The 17,795-nt window shown below is 72.1% G+C and carries 17 protein-coding genes; 12 read left to right on the plus strand and 5 right to left on the minus strand.

Translation table 11 applies throughout. From position 1 onward, the window contains the following. Nucleotides 1-169 precede the first annotated feature (169 nt). Nucleotides 170-1,957: a glyoxylate carboligase gene (gcl, locus tag ADL08_RS09800; RefSeq protein WP_078968607.1), complete on the plus strand. Its 1,788-nt coding sequence runs from the start codon at nucleotides 170-172 to the stop codon at nucleotides 1,955-1,957. A gap of 53 nt (nucleotides 1,958-2,010) precedes the next feature. On the opposite strand, the gene ADL08_RS09805 is transcribed toward gcl, so the two are convergent. Then, nucleotides 2,011-2,994: an ArsR/SmtB family transcription factor gene (locus tag ADL08_RS09805; RefSeq protein ID WP_053641683.1), complete on the minus strand. Its 984-nt coding sequence runs from the start codon at nucleotides 2,992-2,994 to the stop codon at nucleotides 2,011-2,013. An 82-nt stretch (nucleotides 2,995-3,076) separates the two neighbouring features. On the opposite strand from ADL08_RS09805, the gene ADL08_RS09810 reads away from it, so the two are divergent. Continuing rightward, complete coding sequence (locus tag ADL08_RS09810) at nucleotides 3,077-4,315, plus strand: MFS transporter (RefSeq protein WP_234352076.1); 1,239 nt, start codon at nucleotides 3,077-3,079, stop codon at nucleotides 4,313-4,315. Nucleotides 4,316-4,612: 297 nt separating this feature from the next. Here the strand turns inward: ADL08_RS09810 and ADL08_RS09815 are convergent, their stop codons facing one another. The 3 genes from ADL08_RS09815 to ADL08_RS09825 all read right to left on the minus strand — a co-directional run bounded on the left by ADL08_RS09815 (nucleotide 4,613) and on the right by ADL08_RS09825 (nucleotide 8,048). Beyond that, complete coding sequence (locus ADL08_RS09815; protein WP_053641684.1) at nucleotides 4,613-6,067, minus strand: catalase; 1,455 nt, start codon at nucleotides 6,065-6,067, stop codon at nucleotides 4,613-4,615. A gap of 191 nt (nucleotides 6,068-6,258) precedes the next feature. Then, complete coding sequence (locus ADL08_RS09820; RefSeq protein WP_053641705.1) at nucleotides 6,259-7,149, minus strand: 2-hydroxy-3-oxopropionate reductase; 891 nt, start codon at nucleotides 7,147-7,149, stop codon at nucleotides 6,259-6,261. A 47-nt stretch (nucleotides 7,150-7,196) separates the two neighbouring features. Beyond that, nucleotides 7,197-8,048, minus strand: a complete 852-nt coding sequence (locus tag ADL08_RS09825) for a TIM barrel protein (RefSeq protein ID WP_053641685.1) — start codon at nucleotides 8,046-8,048, stop codon at nucleotides 7,197-7,199. Nucleotides 8,049-8,190: 142 nt separating this feature from the next. On the opposite strand from ADL08_RS09825, the gene ADL08_RS09830 reads away from it, so the two are divergent. From ADL08_RS09830 to ADL08_RS09870, 9 genes are all read left to right on the plus strand, one after another. Then, a complete protein-coding gene (locus ADL08_RS09830) occupies nucleotides 8,191-8,442 on the plus strand; it encodes a hypothetical protein (protein WP_062756771.1) in 252 nt (83 codons plus the stop codon). Between the two features lie 44 nt (nucleotides 8,443-8,486). Continuing rightward, complete coding sequence (locus tag ADL08_RS09835; RefSeq protein WP_053641706.1) at nucleotides 8,487-8,825, plus strand: helix-turn-helix domain-containing protein; 339 nt, start codon at nucleotides 8,487-8,489, stop codon at nucleotides 8,823-8,825. A 155-nt stretch (nucleotides 8,826-8,980) separates the two neighbouring features. Next, complete coding sequence (gene uraD, locus ADL08_RS09840; protein ID WP_053641687.1) at nucleotides 8,981-9,496, plus strand: 2-oxo-4-hydroxy-4-carboxy-5-ureidoimidazoline decarboxylase; 516 nt, start codon at nucleotides 8,981-8,983, stop codon at nucleotides 9,494-9,496. Nucleotides 9,497-9,545: 49 nt separating this feature from the next. Then, nucleotides 9,546-9,950 carry a hydroxyisourate hydrolase gene (gene uraH, locus ADL08_RS09845; protein ID WP_053641688.1) on the plus strand — a complete coding sequence of 135 codons (405 nt, stop codon included), beginning with the start codon at nucleotides 9,546-9,548 and terminating at the stop codon, nucleotides 9,948-9,950. A gap of 5 nt (nucleotides 9,951-9,955) precedes the next feature. Next, nucleotides 9,956-10,879, plus strand: coding sequence for a factor-independent urate hydroxylase (gene pucL / locus ADL08_RS09850; protein WP_053641689.1), 924 nt, complete (start codon nucleotides 9,956-9,958; stop codon nucleotides 10,877-10,879). A 74-nt stretch (nucleotides 10,880-10,953) separates the two neighbouring features. Continuing rightward, a complete protein-coding gene (locus ADL08_RS09855; RefSeq protein ID WP_053641690.1) occupies nucleotides 10,954-12,360 on the plus strand; it encodes a nucleobase:cation symporter-2 family protein in 1,407 nt (468 codons plus the stop codon). 48 nt (nucleotides 12,361-12,408) lie between these two features. Further along, nucleotides 12,409-13,800, plus strand: a complete 1,392-nt coding sequence (locus ADL08_RS09860; protein ID WP_053641691.1) for an 8-oxoguanine deaminase — start codon at nucleotides 12,409-12,411, stop codon at nucleotides 13,798-13,800. A gap of 369 nt (nucleotides 13,801-14,169) precedes the next feature. Continuing rightward, a complete protein-coding gene (locus tag ADL08_RS09865) occupies nucleotides 14,170-15,618 on the plus strand; it encodes a nucleobase:cation symporter-2 family protein (protein WP_053641692.1) in 1,449 nt (482 codons plus the stop codon). A gap of 134 nt (nucleotides 15,619-15,752) precedes the next feature. Then, nucleotides 15,753-16,598, plus strand: coding sequence for an aspartate/glutamate racemase family protein (locus tag ADL08_RS09870; protein WP_234352077.1), 846 nt, complete (start codon nucleotides 15,753-15,755; stop codon nucleotides 16,596-16,598). Between the two features lie 49 nt (nucleotides 16,599-16,647). Here the strand turns inward: ADL08_RS09870 and ADL08_RS09875 are convergent, their stop codons facing one another. Beyond that, complete coding sequence (locus ADL08_RS09875) at nucleotides 16,648-17,265, minus strand: hypothetical protein (protein ID WP_053641693.1); 618 nt, start codon at nucleotides 17,263-17,265, stop codon at nucleotides 16,648-16,650. A gap of 132 nt (nucleotides 17,266-17,397) precedes the next feature. Here ADL08_RS09875 and ADL08_RS09880 point away from each other — a divergent pair. Beyond that, nucleotides 17,398-17,795, plus strand: a 398-nt coding sequence (locus ADL08_RS09880; RefSeq protein WP_199836980.1) for a fibronectin type III domain-containing protein, incomplete at its 3' end; no start/stop codon positions are given.

Raw genomic sequence — 17,795 nt, forward strand, 5'->3', positions numbered from 1 at the left:
ACCCCTGAACCGTCCCGCAGCGCGGACCTCCCTTGACGGCTCTTCACCACCCCACTTACATTGCTTCCACATAGCAGAACAGTTTTTCCGTATTACGGAAACAGGCGGGAGGGCCCCCGGTCGAGGGGAGGCCCGCCTGGATCCGCCCGGCCGAAGCAGGAGCACTCCCATGCCTCGTATGACCGCCGCCGCAGCGGCCGTTGAGATCCTCAAGCGCGAAGGCGTCACCCAGGCGTTCGGCGTCCCCGGCGCGGCGATCAACCCCTTCTACCGCGAGCTCAAGAACGTGGGCGGCGTCGGCCACACGCTCGCCCGTCACGTCGAGGGCGCGTCCCACATGGCCGAGGGCTACACCCGCGCCAAGGCCGGCAACATCGGCGTCTGCATCGGCACCTCGGGCCCGGCCGGCACCGACATGATCACCGGCCTGTACTCGGCGATCGCCGACTCGATCCCGATCCTCTGCATCACCGGCCAGGCCCCGGTCTCGAAGCTCCACAAGGAGGACTTCCAGGCCGTCGACATCGCGACCATCGCCAAGCCGGTCACCAAGGCCGCCACCACCGTCCTGGAGGCCGCGCAGGTCCCCGGCGTCTTCCAGCAGGCCTTCCACCTCATGCGCTCGGGGCGCCCCGGCCCGGTCCTCATCGACCTGCCGATCGACGTCCAGCTGACCGAGATCGAGTTCGACCCGGAGACGTACGAGCCGCTGCCGGTCTACAAGCCGCGCGCCACCCGCGCCCAGGCCGAGAAGGCCCTCGGCTTCCTCCTGGAGTCCGAGCGCCCGCTGATCGTCGCCGGCGGCGGCATCATCAACGCCGACGCCTCCGACCTGCTCGTCGAGTTCGCCGAGCTGACCGGCGTCCCGGTCATCTCCACCCTCATGGGCTGGGGCACCATCCCGGACGACCACGAGCTGGCCGCCGGCATGGTCGGCGTCCAGACCGCGCACCGCTACGGCAACGCGACCTTCCTGGAGTCCGACTTCGTCCTCGGCATCGGCAACCGCTGGGCCAACCGCCACACGGGCTACAACCTGGACGCGTACACCAAGGGCCGGAAGTTCGTCCACGTCGACATCGAGCCCACCCAGCTCGGCAGGATCTTCGCCCCGGACTACGGCGTCGCCTCCGACGCGAAGGCCGCCCTGGAACTCTTCGTGGAGATCGCGAAGGAGTGGAAGGCCGCCGGCCGCCTCCCCGACTTCACCGCCTGGGCCGCCTCCGCGCAGGAGCGCAAGGCCACCCTCCAGCGCCGCACGCACTTCGAGAACATCCCGATGAAGCCGCAGCGCGTCTACGAGGAGATGAACAAGGCCTTCGGCCCGGAGACCCGGTACGTCACCACCATCGGCCTCTCCCAGATCGCCGCCGCGCAGTTCCTGCACGTCTACAAGCCGCGCCACTGGATCAACTGCGGCCAGGCCGGCCCGCTCGGCTGGACCATCCCGGCCGCCATCGGCGCCGCCACCGCCGACCCGGAGACCCCGGTCGTCGCGCTCTCCGGCGACTACGACTTCCAGTTCATGATCGAGGAGCTGGCGGTCGCCGCCCAGCACAAGGTCCCCTACGTCCACGTCCTCGTCAACAACGCCTACCTGGGCCTCATCCGGCAGGCGCAGGGCGGCCTCGGCATCAACTTCGAGGTCAACCTGGAGTTCGAGAACATCAACACCCCGGAGATCGGCGTCTACGGCGTCGACCACGTCAAGGTCGCCGAGGGCCTGGGCGTCAAGGCCATCCGCGTCACCGACCCGGACCAGCTGGGCGAGGCCCTGGAGCAGGCCAAGAAGCTGGCCGTCGAGCACCGGGTCCCGGTCGTCGTCGAGGCGATCCTGGAGCGCATCACCAACATCGCGATGAGCAAGACGGTCGACATGAGCGACGTCACCGAGTTCGAGGACCTGGCCACCGAGCCCGGCCACGCGCCGACCGCGATCAAGGCCCTCCAGGTCTGATCCGGCCCCACCGCGAGGCCCCCGTCCCGACGAGCACCGGGACGGGGGCCGCCTCACGTCCCTCGCCCGCCCCGCGCCCGTACGAGCACCGCGCCCGCCTCCGTCCACGCGTACAGCACCGACCGGCCCGCCCGACCCCGCCGTACGAGGCCCGCCTCCCGCAGCACCTTCAGGTGCCGGCCCACCGACCCGAGGCCCTGTCCGGTCAGGGCCACCAACTGGCTGGTGGACAGGGGCGTCTCCAGACGTACGAGCACGCCCGCCCGCGCCGGTCCGAGGAGCGCGCCGAGCGCCTGCGGCACGACGGGGCCCGAGGCCTCCGCCAGGACGCCCGAGCAGGGGTACACCACCGCGAACCGCTCCGTGCCCTCCCAGGACACCCAGCCCGTCGCCGGGGTCACCGGCACGAAGAGCAGCCGGCCCCCGTCGACCGAACGCGGCGGGTAGGGACGGGCGTTGACCTGGAGCCGTCCGTCGCCGAGCCAGCGCGTCCGTCCCGGCGACAGCTCGTCCAGGGCCGCCGCCCAGCCGGCCCGGCCCAACCGCGCGGTCCGCGCGACCACGTCGGCTTCGAGGATCCTCCGCCGCCGCGGCCACTCCGGGAGCACCGTCTCCTCCCACACCCACGTCAGGACCCCCGCCATCCGGCCGGGCAGGTCCCGCGCCGACCGCAGCGGCTCCGGCACGGGACCGCCGAGGGCGACGGCCAGCTGGGGCACCGTGTCGGCCGGATCGGCGGCGCGGACGGCCTCCACCTCCTCCTCGAAGGACCGCTCGCCCTCGCCCAGGGGCGTCGGCGTCAGGAAGTCCGCGTTCCAGGTGCGCCCGATCGCGGCCCGCACCAGCAGGGCGTCGAGCGGTTCGGCCGCCAGACGGGCCCGGTAGGCGGTCGACGACGCGGCCAGCCAGGCCCGTTCGCCCGGATGGGTCGCGGCGGCCGCGTGCAGGGTCTTGAGCGCGGCGATCGTCTCGGCCAGCGGCGAGACCACGAAGCGGCCGCCCGCGAGCGAGTCGGTCCCGATCCGCCACCAGCCCATCCCGCCGCCCTCCCGCGCCCCTCTGTTTCGCCGTGGCGCGAAACAATGACGGTGAGCGCCGGGCGCCCCCGAGACTCCCCGCATGCCCCGTTCCCGCACCCCTCAACGCGCCCGCTACCGCTCCCTCTTCCGCACCCCCGAATTCACCCCGCTCTTCCTCACCGGTTCCGTCCACACCGCCGCGCAGACGGTGGCGGGACTCGGGCTCGCCACCCTCGTCCTGCGCGCCACCGGCTCGCCGTTCCTCTCCGCCCTCGCGCTCTTCGGGCCCTCGCTCGCCCAGCTCCTCGGCGCGACCACGCTGCTCTCCGCCGCCGACCGGCTGCCGCCGCGCGCCGCGCTCTGCGGAACCGCCCTCTTCTTCGCCGTCGGCACGGCCGTCCTGGCGATCCCCGCCCTGCCCACCTGGGCGGTCTTCGCGGTCCTCCTCGCCGAGGGGCTCGTGGCCTCGCTGGGCGGCGGGGTGCGCCACGGCCTCCTGAACGAGATCCTTCCGCGCGAGCGGTACCTCCTCGGCCGCTCGGTGACGAACATGGCCACCGGCGTCTGCCAGATCGGCGGCTTCGCGGCCGGCGGGCTCCTCGTCGCCCTGCTCTCGCCGCGCGGCGCGGTCCTCGCCGGCGCCGGGCTCTACCTCGCCGCCGCCCTCCTGGCCCGCCTCGGCCTGGGGGCGCGCCCGCCGCGCGCCGGGGGACGGCCCTCGGTCGCCGAGACCCGGCGCACCAACGCCCGGCTCCTGTCCGTGCCCGCCCGCCGCCGCTGCTACCTCGCGCTCTGGGTGCCCAACGGACTGATCGTGGGCTGCGAGTCGCTGTTCGTGCCGTACGCCCCCGAGCGCGCCGGACTCCTCTTCGCCTGCGGCGCGTTCGGGATGCTGGTCGGGGACACCGCCGTCGGCCGCTTCGTACCGGCGCGGCTGCGCGGCCCGCTCCGCTTCCCGCTCCAGGCGCTGCTCGCGGCCCCGTTCCTCCTCTTCGCCCTCGACCCGGGGCTTCCGCTCGCGCTCGCCGCCGTGACCGTGTCGGCGGTGGGGTACGGGGCGAGCCTGCTGCACCAGGAGCGGCTGATGGCCCTGGTGCCGGAGGAGCTGGGCGGTCACGCCCTGGGCCTGCACTCCTCGGGGATGCTCGCGCTCCAGGGGGTGAGCGCGGCCCTGGCCGGCGCCCTGGCCCAGTACACCTCGCCGCGGACCGGGATGGTGCTCCTCGCCCTCGCCTCGCTCGCCGTGACGTTCCTCCTGGCGCGGGCCGACCGGCGGGAAACGAGGAAGAGCGCGGAACCAGGGACCGTAAACCTGGTTCCGCGCTCTCCGGTCTTGTGACCGCCCGACGGCACGAGGCTGGCGCGACAGGACGTTCGCGCCGCCGGGCGGAGTCTCGGGATCCCCCTTCGCGGGGGAGGGCGTTGGGACCGCGGCGGTGCCGACGGGCGGAGTGGCCGTCCCTTCCTTCAGGTCAGGAAGGGGGACCCTCGCCCTTACCACCGCACTGGCTCGGCGCCGCCGCGGTCCTCACGCTGTCCGGTTCACCGGCCACCCCTCATTCGGGCCGGCGCTCCGGACCGCGTACGGCGCTGACCTCCCGTCAAGTGCCGTACGCAGTATGGGTGTCGCCGTGGATCAGTCGCGCAGGGCGGCGACCGCCTCGGCCACGCGCCTGCCGTACTCCGGGTCGGCGGCGGCGAAGTGCGCGACGTTCTTCTCGATGACGTCCTCGCGGGACACCTGGGACAGGCCGCCGGCGATGTTGGCGACCAGACGGCCCTTCTCGTCCTCGGACATCAGGCGGTAGAGCTCGCCGGCCTGGAAGAAGTCGTCGTCCTTGACGTGCGCGGGCGCCTCGTGGGTGCCGGTCCAGCCGTGGATCGCGAGCGGCGCGGAGAGCGCGGCGTCGGTCTGGGCCGGGCCCTGGTACGAGTTGGGCTCGTAGTTCTTGTCGTGGCGCGAGCCGTTGCGGGTGGCCATGAGGCCGTCCCGGCCGTAGTTCCGCGCCGTGGTCGCCTTGGGGGCGTTCACCGGCAGCAGGGTGTGATTGACGCCGAGGCGGTAGCGGTGGGCGTCCGCGTAGGCGAAGAGGCGGCCCTGGAGCATCTTGTCCGGCGAGGGGCCGATGCCCGGGACGAAGTTGTTCGGGGAGAACGCGGCCTGCTCGACCTCGGCGAAGACGTTGTCCGGGTTGCGGTCGAGGACCAGGCGGCCCACCCGCTGGAGCGGGTAGTCGGCGTGCGGCCACACCTTGGTGAGGTCGAACGGGTTGAAGCGGTAGTCCGCGGCCTCGGCGGCCGGCATGACCTGGACGTACAGGGTCCAGGAGGGGTTGACCCCGCGCTCGATCGCCTGGAGCAGGTCGGTCTGGTGCGAGTTGGCGTCCTTGCCGACCAGCTCGGCGGCCTGCTCGGCGGAGAGGCTGCGGACGCCCTGGTTCGTCTTGAAGTGGTACTTGACGAAGAAGGCCTCGCCCGCCTCGTTGGTCCACTGGTAGGTGTGCGAGCCGAAGCCGTGCATGTGCCGGTACGAGGCCGGGATGCCGCGGTCGCCGAAGAGCCAGGTGATCTGGTGGGTGGACTCGGGGGAGTGCGCCCAGAAGTCCCAGACGTTGTCCGGCTCCTGCTTGCCCGTGAAGGGGTCGCGCTTCTGCGAGTGGATGAAGTCGGGGAACTTGATCGGGTCCTTGATGAAGAACACCGGGGTGTTGTTGCCGACGAGGTCGTAGTTGCCCTCTTCGGTGTAGAACTTCAGCGCGAAGCCGCGGGGGTCGCGGACCGCGTCCGCGCCGCCGAGCGAGTCGGCCACGGTGGAGAAGCGGATGAAGGTCTCGGTCCGCCTGCCGACCTCGGAGAGGAAGTCGGCCTTCGTGAAGCCGGTGACGTCGTCGGTGACCTCGAAGTACCCGTACGCGCCGGAACCGCGGGCGTGCACCACGCGCTCCGGGATCCGCTCACGGTTGAAGCGCGCGAGCTTCTCCAGCAGGTGCTGGTCCTGGAGGAGGAGGGGGCCACCGACGCCGGCGGTGGCGGAGTTCTGGTTGTCGGCGACGGGGGCGCCGGACTCGGTCGTAAGCACGCGCTGCGACATCGTGACCTTCCGTACGGGAGCTGCACTGTGTGACGGTGCCAGGAGCGTAGGTACGCCCTCCGAAAAACGTCAACAGTTTGTTGAAAATGAAGTGTGGTGTTCCGGTCGGCGGCGGCGCCTGGGCGCGACAGGACAGTTGTCAGCGCCGCCGCCGACCGGAAATCGGGGGCCCCGGGGAAGCGGGGACGGGGTCAGACCTGCTGGCCGGAGAGGCGCTCGACGGCGCGCAGCAGGGCCGAGTGGTCCAGGCCGCCGTCACCCTGCGCGCGCAGGGAGGCGACGAGCTGGGCGACGACCGCGCCGACCGGAAGGGCGGCACCGACGTTGCGGGCGGCGTCGGTGACGATGCCCATGTCCTTGTGGTGCAGGTCGATCCGGAAGCCCGGCTTGAAGTCCCGGTTCAGGAAGTTGTCCTTCTTGCGGGTCAGCACGGTCGAGCCGGCCAGACCGCCGTTGAGGACGTCGAGGGCCGCGGCGAGGTCCACGCCGGACTTCTCCAGGAAGACGACGGCCTCGGCGCAGGCCTGGATGTTGACCGCCACGATGAGCTGGTTGGCGGCCTTCACCGTCTGGCCGGAGCCGTGCGGGCCGCACAGCACGATCGTCTTGCCGAGGGCCTCCAGGATCGGCAGGGCCTCGTCGAAGTCGGCCCGCTCGCCGCCGACCATGATCGAGAGCACGGCCTCGATGGCGCCGGCCTCGCCGCCGGAGACCGGGGCGTCGATGACGCGTATCCCCTTCTCGGCGGCGTTCTTGGCGAGGTCGACCGAGGTCTGCGGGGTGATCGACGACATGTCGACGATCAGCGCGCCCCGCCGGGCGTTCTCCAGGATGCCCTCGGGGCCGTAGGAGATCGCCTCGACCTGCGGGGAGGCGGGCACCATCGTGATGATGACGTCGGCGTCCTCGACGGCCTCGGCGATCGAGCCCGCGACGGTGCCGCCGGCCTGGGCCAGACGGTCCAGCTTGTCCTGCTCCAGGGTGAAGCCGGTGACCGGGTAGCCGGCCTTGAGGAGGTTCTCGGACATGGGGGAGCCCATGATGCCGAGGCCGATCCACGCGATCTTGGGGAGGGTGCTCATGAGGGTGCCTCTCGGGAAACTCTGGTGGTACGGGGAGGGGGCGCTCGTCAGCGGGCCGCGCGGGCCTCGGCCGGGAGCCACTCGAAGGACGCGGCGGCGTCGGCGGCCTTGTACTCCAGGCCGACCCAGCCGTCGTAACCGGCCTTCCTCAGCTCGTCGAGGAGCTGCTCCAGGGGCAGGTCGCCGGTGCCCGGCGCGCCGCGGCCCGGGTTGTCCGCGATCTGCACGTGGCCGGTCTTGTCCGCGTACCGCGCGATGACCGCGCTCACGTCCTCGCCGTTCATCGACAGGTGGTAGACGTCGAGCAGGAACTTGGCGTTGCCGAGTCCGGTGGCCGCGTTGACCTTGTCGACGACCTCGATCGCGGAGGGGGCGCTCACCAGCGGGTAGAGCGGCGACTCCGGCTTGTTGAGGGTCTCGACCAGGAGGATCGCGCCGACGCGGTCGGCGGCCCGGGCGGCCAGGACCAGGTTCTCCAGGGCGAGGGTGTCCTGGATCTGCGGGTCCACGCCCTCGACGCGGTTGCCGTAGAGCGCGTTGAGCGCCCTGCAGCCGACCGAGGCGGCGAAGTCGGCGGCCACGTCGATGTTGGCGCGGAAGCGGTCCGACTCCTCACCCGGTACGGAGAGGGCCCCGCGGTCCGGGCCGGGGAGCCGTCCGGCGTAGAAGTTCAGTCCCACCAGCTGGGTGCCGGCGTCCTCGAGGGCCTTCTTGAGGGCGTCGAGCTCGCTCTGCTCGGGGGTGGCGGTGTCGATCCAGGGCCACCACAGCTCGACCGCGGTGAAGCCCGCCGCGGCGGCGGCCGCGGGACGCTCCAGGAGCGGGAGTTCCGTGAAGAGGATCGACAGGTTCACATCGAAGCGCTGGTCCGTGACGGCGTCTTTTGAGAAGCGGGTCATGAGAGGTGGGCGCTCCTTCCGTATAGCGGAAGTAAGTTTCTGTCTGACGGAATGTTGCAAGCATGTCGCCGGGCTTGTCAAGGGGTCCCCGCAGGTCCGGGGCTCCCGCCGGGCCGGGGAGGGGCCGTAGCGTGGGGCCATGGTGCGTTTGAGAGTGGAGTTCACGACCGAGCCGTTCGACCTCGACGAGGCGCCGGCGCACGCGGTCGTGGCCCGTGAGGTCATCCAGTCGGCCGACCTGGACGCGGTCGACGTCGGCCCCTTCGGCAACACGGCGGAGGGCGGCGCCGACGCGGTCCTCACCGCCGTCGACGCGCTGCTCCGCGAGTCGCTCGCGGCCGGCGCCACCCGCGTCTCGCTCCAGGTCAACGTGATCGAGGGGGGCGAGAAGTGAACGAACACCCCTTGATCGCCGCGGTGAAGCCCCTGGTGGACGCCATGGGTGCCGAGCTGCTGGGGCCCGAGCTGGCCGGGGCCGACGACGTCGTCCTGTCCTGGGAGGGGGAGGACGTGCTCGCCGTGCGCCTCCCGCAGCTGTCGGAGTCCCTGGACCACATCCTGGTCGCGATGGAGCGACGGCACGGGGCGCCCCTCGCGGAGCTCGACCGCAAGTCGAAGCAGGAGGTCGTCCGGCTCCTGGAGGCGCGCGGGGCCTTCTCCGTGCGCCACGGGGTGGAGACGGTGGCGGGCGCGCTCGGCGTCAGCCGCTTCACGGTGTACAACTACCTCAACCGCGAGACCGCCCTGAACAGGGAAAAGGCCGTCGAGGCCGACTAGTTGATCATGTGTGTCCACAAGCCGTCGTCCGCATGTCGGGACGACGGCTTTTGTGTCACCGACTTTTCAACAAACTGTTGACGTTGTGTTGCGGAGGGCGTTAGCTATCCGCAGCCCGTCCGACGCACAGCGAAAAACAGCCACGGAGGCTTCCCGTGACTTCAGGTACGACACCGGGCCTGGCCCGGTTCAACACCTCGGCGGACAGCGAGGCCCTCGCCGCGCTCCACGAGGTGTGCTCCAGCTCGGCGTGGGGGAGCAGGATCCTCGCCCGGCGCCCGTACGCCACCGCCGAAGCCCTCTTCCTCGCCAGCGACGCCGCCATGGCCGAGCTGACCGCCGAGGACCTGGCCGAGGCGATGGCCGGGCACCCGCCGATCGGTCGTCCGAAGGCCGGGGACCCGACCTCCTCCCGCGAGCAGAGCGGGATGGCCGGCGCCTCCGAGGAGCTCAAGGCCGAGATGCTCGAACTCAACCTGGCCTACCAGGACAGGTTCGGGCACGTCTTCCTCATCTGCGCCACCGGCAGGACCGGCGAGCAGATGCGCGACGCGGTCCGCGAGCGGATCGGCAACTCGCCCGAGGCGGAGCGGGAGATCGTCCGCACCGAACTGGGCAAGATCAACCGCATCCGGCTGACCCGCCTCGCGGAGGATCCGCAGGCCCCGTAAGGGCCCGCGGATCCCGCAGAGGACTCGTAAGAGAGAAGAGAGCTCCGCAATGAGCACCGACACCACGGCCTCGGTGTCCACGCACATCCTGGACACCAGCATCGGCCGCCCCGCCGGGGGCGTCGCCATCGCGCTCGCGGCCCGCGCCGGCTCCGACGCGGAGTGGACCGCGCTCGGCGGCTCCGCCACCGACGCGGACGGGCGCTGCAAGGACCTGCCGGCCCTGCCGGAGGGAACCACCCACGTACGCCTCGACTTCGAGACCGAGGCGTACTTCTCGACCAAGCACAGTGCGAAGAAGCAAGCCGAGGCGCAGCAGGACGCCCCCCGCGTAAGGGACAGCGGTGCGTTCTTCCCGGAGGTGGCGATCACGTTCGCCGTCACCCCGGGCGAGCACTACCACGTACCGCTGCTGCTCAACCCGTTCGGCTACTCCGTATACCGAGGGAGCTAGCAGACATGCCCACGATTCTCGGCCAGAACCAGTACGGCAAAGCAGAGAACCGCGTCGTCAAGATCACGCGGGACGGCGCCACCCACCACATCAAGGACCTCAACGTCTCCGTCGCCCTCTCCGGCGACCTCAGCGACGTCCACCTCACCGGCTCCAACGCCCACTGCCTCCCCACCGACACGACGAAGAACACCGTCTTCGCGTTCGCCAAGGAGTACGGCATCGAGTCCGCCGAGCAGTTCGGCATCCACCTCGCCCGCCACTTCGTGACGAGCCAGGAGCCGATCCAGCGCGCCCGGATCCGGATCGAGGAGTACTCCTGGGAGCGCATCGCCTCCTCCGACGCCAACTCCAAGTTCATCGGCGCCGACGAGGTCAACCACTCCTTCGCCCGCAAGGGCCAGGAGACCCGGGTCACCCAGATCACCTACGACGGCGAGAAGTGGGAGGTCATCTCCGGCCTCAAGGACCTCGTCGTCATGAACTCCACCAACTCGGAGTTCTGGGGCTACATCAAGGACCAGTACACGACCCTCCAGGAGGCGTACGACCGCATCCTGGCCACCCAGGTGTCCGGCCGGTGGCGGTTCAACTGGACCGACGACGACCAGCGGATGCCCAATTGGGAGCGGTCCTACGAGCAGACCAGGAAGCACATGCTCGAAGCCTTCGCGGAGACCTACTCGTACTCCCTCCAGCAGACGCTCTACCAGATGGCCACCCGGATCATCAACCACCGCTCGGAGATCGACGAGGTCCGCTTCTCGCTCCCGAACAAGCACCACTTCCTGGTCGACCTCGAACCCTTCGGCCTGAAGAACGACAACGAGGTCTACTACGCCGCCGACCGCATGTACGGCCTCATCGAGGCCACCGTCCTGCGCGACGGAGCCACGGCGCAGATCCCGGTCGACATGACCAACCTCTAAGCGGCACCTGAGTGACCGGCCCCCGCCCGCCCGCAGTCGGGCGGGGGCCGCACCGGACCGGAGGGAACCTTCCCATGGCACAGCCTGCAAAGGGGCCGGCAACCGCCGAAGGCCCGTGTTCCACCCCGTCGTCCTCCCCGGTCCCCTGCCACCCGGTGGACGAGAAGCTCCCCGCCTCGCGGCTCGTCCCCGCGGCGCTCCAGCACATCGCCGCCATGTACGCCGGCGTCGTTACCCCTCCGCTCATCATCGGCCAGGCCGTCGGCCTGGACGCGGCCGGCATGACCCGGCTGATCGCGGCGAGCCTGCTCATCGCCGGCTGCGCGACCGTCCTGCAGACCCTCGGCGCCGGACGCTTCGCCGGCAACCGGCTCCCGTTCGTCAACGCCGCCTCGTCCGCCGGCATCGCCCCGATGCTCGCCATCGCCGAGACCAGCGCCCCCGGACACCAACTGCCCGCCATCTACGGCGCGGTCATGGTCGCCGGAGTCTTCTGCCTCGCCGTCGGCCCCTTCTTCGGCCGGCTCCTGCGCTTCTTCCCGCCGCTCGTCACCGGCGTCGTCATCACCCTCATCGGCGTCACCCTGATGCCCGTGCCCGTCGCCTGGGCCCAGGGCGGCGACCGGACCGTCGCCGACTTCGGCGCCATGAAGCACCTGGCCCTCGCCGGCTTCACCCTCGTCGTCATCCTGCTCTTCCAGCGCTTCGGCAGGGGCTTCGTCAAGCAGATCGCCCTGCTCCTCGGCCTCCTCATCGGCACCCTCGCCGCGATCCCCTTCGGGATGGCCGACTTCGGCGCCCTGCGCGAGGCGCCCGTCGCCGCCCTGCCCGCCCCCTTCGCCTTCGGCGCCCCCGAGTTCCAGCCCGCCGCGATCCTCTCCCTGTGCATCGTGATGCTGGTCCTGATGACGGAGTCCAGCGCCGGCATGCTCGCCCTCGGCGAGATCTGCGAGCGGCCCACCGACGGCCGGACCATCACCCGCGGCCTGCGCACCGACGGCGTCGCCACCCTCCTCGGCCCCGTCTTCGGCGGCTTCCCGACCTCGGCCTTCGCCCAGAACGTCGGCGTCGTCTCGCTGACCCGGGTCCGCTCCCGCTACGTGGTGGCCGCCGCCGGCTGCGCCCTGCTCGTCCTCGGCGCCTTCCCGGTCCTCGGCGCGGTCGTCTCCACGGTCCCGATGCCCGTCCTCGGCGGCGCCGGCATCGTCCTCTTCGGCTCGATCGCGGTCAGCGGCATCCGCACCCTCTCGGAAGCCGGACTCGACGACAGCTCCAACATCATCCTGGTGGCCGTCGCGCTCGGAGCGGGCATCATCCCGCTCGCCGCCCCCACCTTCTACGCCGGCTTCCCGGCCTGGGCGCAGACCGTGCTCGGCTCCGGCATCAGCGCGGGCGCGCTCGTCGCGGTCCTGCTCAACCTGTTCTTCCACCATCTCGGCACCCGGAGCCGTCAGACGGCCCCGGCACTCAAATCCTCCTAGGGTCCTGCCGTGCCCACACCACCCCCGAGGAATGAAGGAAGCACCGCCATGGCAGCACCTTCGGCAGCCCCCCAGCGGATCGTCGTCGAGAACGCGGCGATCGCGACCGTCGACGCGCACGACACCGAGTACGCCTCCGGGTACCTCGTCGTCGCCGACAACAGGATCGAGTCCATCGGCGCCGGCAGGGCCCCCGAGAACCTGGAGAACGTGGTCCGGCGCATCGACGCCACCGGCCACCTGGTCACGCCCGGCCTGGTCAACACCCACCACCACTTCTACCAGTGGATCACCCGCGGCCTGGCGACCGACCACAACCTCTTCGACTGGCTGGTGGCGCTCTACCCGACCTGGGCGCGGATCGACGAGCAGATGGTGCGCGCCGCCGCCCGGGGCTCGCTGGCGATGATGGCCCGCGGCGGCGTCACCACCGCCATGGACCACCACTACGTCTACCCGGTGAACTCCGGCGACCTCTCCGGCGCCATCATCGGCGCCGCCTCCGAGATGGGCGTCCGCTTCACCCTCGCCCGCGGCTCCATGGACCGCAGCGAGAAGGACGGCGGCCTGCCGCCGGACTTCGCCGTCGAGACCACCGAGGGCGCGCTCGCCGCGACCGAGGAGACGGTGAAGAAGTACCACGACGCCTCCTTCGACGCGATGACCCAGATCGCCGTCGCCCCCTGTTCCCCCTTCTCCATCTCCACCGAGCTGCTCCGCGAGGGCGCGGCGCTCGGCCGCCGCCTGGGCGTGCGCATGCACACCCACGGCTCGGAGACCGTGGAGGAGGAGAAGTTCTGCCACGAGCTCTTCGGCATGGGCCCGACGGACTACTTCGAGTCCACCGGCTTCCTCGGCGAGGACGTGTGGATGGCGCACTGCGTCCACATGAACGACTCCGACATCGCCGCCTTCGCCCGCACGAAGACGGGCGTGGCCCACTGCCCCTCCTCCAACGCTCGCCTCGCCGCCGGCATCGCCCGCGTACCGGACATGCTCAAGGCGGGCGTCCCCGTCGGCCTCGGCGTCGACGGCACCGCCTCCAACGAGTCCGGCGAGCTCCACACCGAGCTGCGCAACGCGCTCCTCATCAACCGCCTCGGCGCCCACCGCGAGGCCGCGCTCAACGCCCGCCAGGCCCTGCGCCTCGGCACCTACGGCGGCGCGCAGGTCCTCGGCCGCGCCGACAACATCGGCTCCCTCGAAGCCGGCAAGCTCGCCGACTTCGTCCTCTGGAAGATCGACGGCCTCGGCCACTCCACCATCGCCGACCCGGTCACCGCCATCGTCTTCGGCGCGGCGGCCCCGGTCACGGCCTCCTTCGTCAACGGCCGGCAGATCGTCGAGAACGACCGGCTGCTCACCGTCGACGAGGACACCATCGCGCGCGAAGCGCGCACGGAGGCGCAGCGCCTGGCCCGCACCGCGGCCCGGGGCTGACCCTCCCCACGGAGTCCGGCCGAGGGGGACGGCCCTCGGCCGGTCGCCGCGGATCCGAGCGGGATCCGCGGCAGCCCGACCGGGAGGTGCCGTACGCAGAAGCAGTACGGCACCTCCCGGGACGGTGACACGCGCCCGCGTCACCACCGGACCCCCCGCCCCCACGCCGCGCCCCTCCGCGGCCGCACCGCACCACCTCCCGCAGCCCCACCCTCCGGAGCCCCCGCACGCGGGAGCCCCACCTCCCGGGGCCCCGCCCGCCGGATCCCCGCCCCGCGACGAGCCGCACCTCCCGCACCCCGCACCGCATCGCACCACCTCCCAGACACCCGCGTCACCGCCGACGTGTAACCGACCGGAGGAACCGCCGTGGCATCCAAGCCCCAGGTTCGCAATGCACAAGACGCAGGCTCCGCCCCCGAAGACCGCGAGAGGCATCCGGTCGACGAGACGCTGCCCCCAGTGAAGATGCTCACCAGCGGCCTCCAGCACGTGGCCGCCATGTACGCGGGCGTCGTCGCCCCGCCCCTGATCGTCGGAGCGGCCGTCGGCCTCTCCGGCACCGAACTCACCTTCCTCACCGGCGCGAGCCTCTTCACCGCCGGTCTCGCCACCTTCCTCCAGACCCTCGGCGTCTGGAAGATCGGCGCCCGCCTGCCGTTCGTCAACGGCGTCACCTTCGCCGGCGTCGCCCCGATGCTCGCCATCGTCGACACCACCGACGACAAGGCCGACGCGCTTCCCGTGATCTTCGGCGCGATCATCGTCGCCGGACTCCTCGGCTTCCTCGCCGCCCCCTGGTTCTCCCGGCTCGTGCGGTTCTTCCCGCCGGTCGTCACCGGCACCGTCATCACCCTCATAGGCGTGTCCCTCCTCCCGGTCGCGTTCGGCTGGGCCCAGGGACCCAACCCCCAGGCGAAGGACTACGGTTCGACGACCTTCCTCTCCCTCGCCGGCATCACCCTCGTCGTCGTCCTCCTCCTGCGCCGCTTCACCCGCGGCTTCCTCAAGCAGGTCGCCGTCCTGGTCGGCCTCGTCATCGGCACCCTCATCGCCATCCCGTTCGGCGTCACCGACTTCTCCCCGGTGACCGAGGCGGACATCGTCGGCTTCCCGTCCCCCTTCCACTTCGGCGCCCCGCAGTTCGCCCTCGCCGCGATCATCTCCATGTGCGTGGTCATGCTGGTCTCCATGACCGAGTCGACCGCCGACATGCTGGCGCTCGGCGAGATCGTCGAGCGGCCCGCCGACGAGAAGACCATCGCCGCCGGACTGCGCGCCGACACCCTCGGCTCCGCGATCAGCCCCCTGTTCAACGGCTTCATGTGCAGCGCCTTCGCCCAGAACATCGGCCTGGTCGCCATGACCCGGATCCGCAGCCGCTTCGTCGTCGCCTGCGGCGGCGGCTTCCTGGTCCTCATGGGCCTCTCGCCGGTCGCCGCCTCGCTGATCTCGGTCGTACCCCGGCCGGTCCTCGGCGGCGCGGGCGTCGTCCTCTTCGGCTCGGTCGCCGCCAGCGGCATCCAGACCCTCGTCAAGGCCGGTCTGGAGAAGGACAACAACGTCCTGATCGTGGCCGTCTCGCTGGCCGTCGGCATCATCCCGATCACCGCGCCGAACTTCTACCACGCCTTCCCGGAGACCGCGAAGATCATCCTGGACTCCGGCATCTCCACCGGCTGCGTCGCCGCCGTCCTGCTCAACGTGGTCTTCAACCACCTGGGCCGGCGCCGGGACGACGACGAGGTCACCGCGCCGATGGAGCCCGGCGAGGAGATCTCCGGCAGCCGCGCCGCGAAGGCGGCGCACGTCCACTGAACCCGCACCCCGCCCCACCGGCAGCCCCGGCCCCCGCCCACCCGGCGGGGCCCGGGGCCGTCCCGCGTACGGCGGGGGCCACCGTCGTGGGTGCCACGGGGGCCGTCGCCGTGCGCGCCACGGGATCCGCCGTCGTGCGTGCCACGGGATCCGTCGCGGCGACCGGGCTCGAAGCGACGACCCGGACCGGCGCGAAGGCCTGCACCGGCACCACGACCCGGACCAGTACCGCGACCCGGACCGGCACCGCGCCCCGGACCGGCACCGCGACCCGGACCGGCACCGCGACCCGGACCAGTACCGCGCCCCGGACCAGTACCGCGCCCCGGACCGTCGTCCTGATCAACCCCAACACCTCCGCCACCACGACCGCGATGATGACCGCCATCGCCCGGTGGACCCTGGGACCCGCCCTGCCCGTCCGGGGCGTGACCGTCGCCCGGGGCCCGCGCATGCTCACCGACCCGGCCGCCCTGCGCGCCGCCGCCCCCGAGGTCCTCGCCGCGGGAGCCGCCGCCACCACGGAGGGCGACTGCGCCGCCCTCCTCGTCGCCGCCTTCGGGGACCCGGGCCTGGAGGCCATGCGCGCGGCGACCGGACTCCCCGTGGCCGGCCTCGGCGAGGCGGCGCTCCTGGAGGCGGCCGCCGACGGCGCCCCCTTCGGCATCGCCACCACCACCCCGCTCCTGGCCGACGCCCTCACCGCCCGGGTGACGGAACTCGGCCTCTCCGACCGGTACACGGGCCTGAGGCTCACCGCCGGCGCCCCCGAACGCCTCTCCGCCGACCCGCCGCTGCTCCTCGACCGCCTGGAGCGGGCGGTCCGCGCCTGCGCCGAACGGGACGGGGCCCGCACGGTCGTCATAGGCGGCGGTCCGCTCGGCGAGGCGGCCGAGGAGCTCCGGGCCCGCTGCGCCGTCCGGATCGTCGCCCCGATCCCGGCGGCCTGCCGGGCGCTGGCCCGCCTGCTGACGGAGTGACGGCCGTGCCGGCCGCGCCGCCCAGAAGCCCCGGGGCGGGCGGTCCCGCTCACCCCTCCACCGCGATCCGGCGCCGGCACTCCCGGGCCAGGGACGGGTACGCGGCGCCGATCGCCTCGTACAGCCGCCTGCGCAGCAGCCGTTCGGCCTCGCCGCGCCCGGTCTCGCCGTACAGGCCGTCGAGCAGCGTCTCGTACCGCGAGAGGGCGTGCCGCAGATAGCCCACCTGCCACCGCACGAGCGTCCCGGAGGGTGCGCCGGCCGCCCGCGCGGCGCCCCCGCCGCCCGGCTCCGGCGCCCCCGGGCTCCGGGCCCCCAGCAGGTGCCGGTGGCGGACGGCGCGGCGCTCCAGCTCGGGACCGGGCAGCCGGGGCACCTCGATGGGCTCCGCGCGGATCGCGGCCAGGACGGCGGCCCGCCGCCGCTCGGCGTACGGCCCGGTGGCCGAGGAGCGGGCCCGGGAGAGCGCCGAGGTCGTGGCGAACTCGGGCGTCCGCTCCACGGTCTCCACCCGGGCGAGCAGATAGAGCCGCACCGGCGCGAGGGACCAGCGGCGCGGATCGCGCCCCTGCACGTCGGGCGTGCCGAGCAGGTCCCGGACCATCGCGTCGGTCCAGCCGCGCCGGCGCACCCCGGCGAGCGACACATAGGTCGTACGGTCCGTCATGTTTCCCCCAGAACTCGACTACGGAGCGTGACGATTCCAGTGAAGCGCACCCCACTGACAACGCCCCCTTGTCGAGCCCGCCCCGACTGTGCGATATAGGTCTGGACCTTTCCGAAGGACGGAGGCCGCACCGTGCAACGCCCGTTCCCCCCACACCGCTTGCTCGCCCCGGCAGCACTTCTCGCGCTCGCCCTCACCGCCTGCTCCGCCGCCGGGGCCGCACCGAAGGACACCACCGCCCCCACCGCCCCCACCGGCGTCACCGCCACCTCGGGCAGCTCGACCACCGTCCACGTCATGTGGAGCGCGGCCACCGACGACCGCGCCGTCACCGGCTACGAGGTCTACCGCGAGGGCCGCAAGGTCAAGGACCTCCCCGCCACCACCCTCATGACCGACGTCGTCGGCCTCGCCCCGGCCGCCCCCCACCGCTTCACCGTCCGCGCCCGCGACGCCGCCGAGAACTCCCCCCCGGACAGCAACGCGGTCGACCTCACCACCGCCCCGGCCCCGGGCGCACCCGCGAACAC

It is taken from the genome of Streptomyces sp. NRRL F-6492 (genome assembly GCF_001280125.1).
GTDB lineage: Bacteria > Actinomycetota > Actinomycetes > Streptomycetales > Streptomycetaceae > Streptomyces.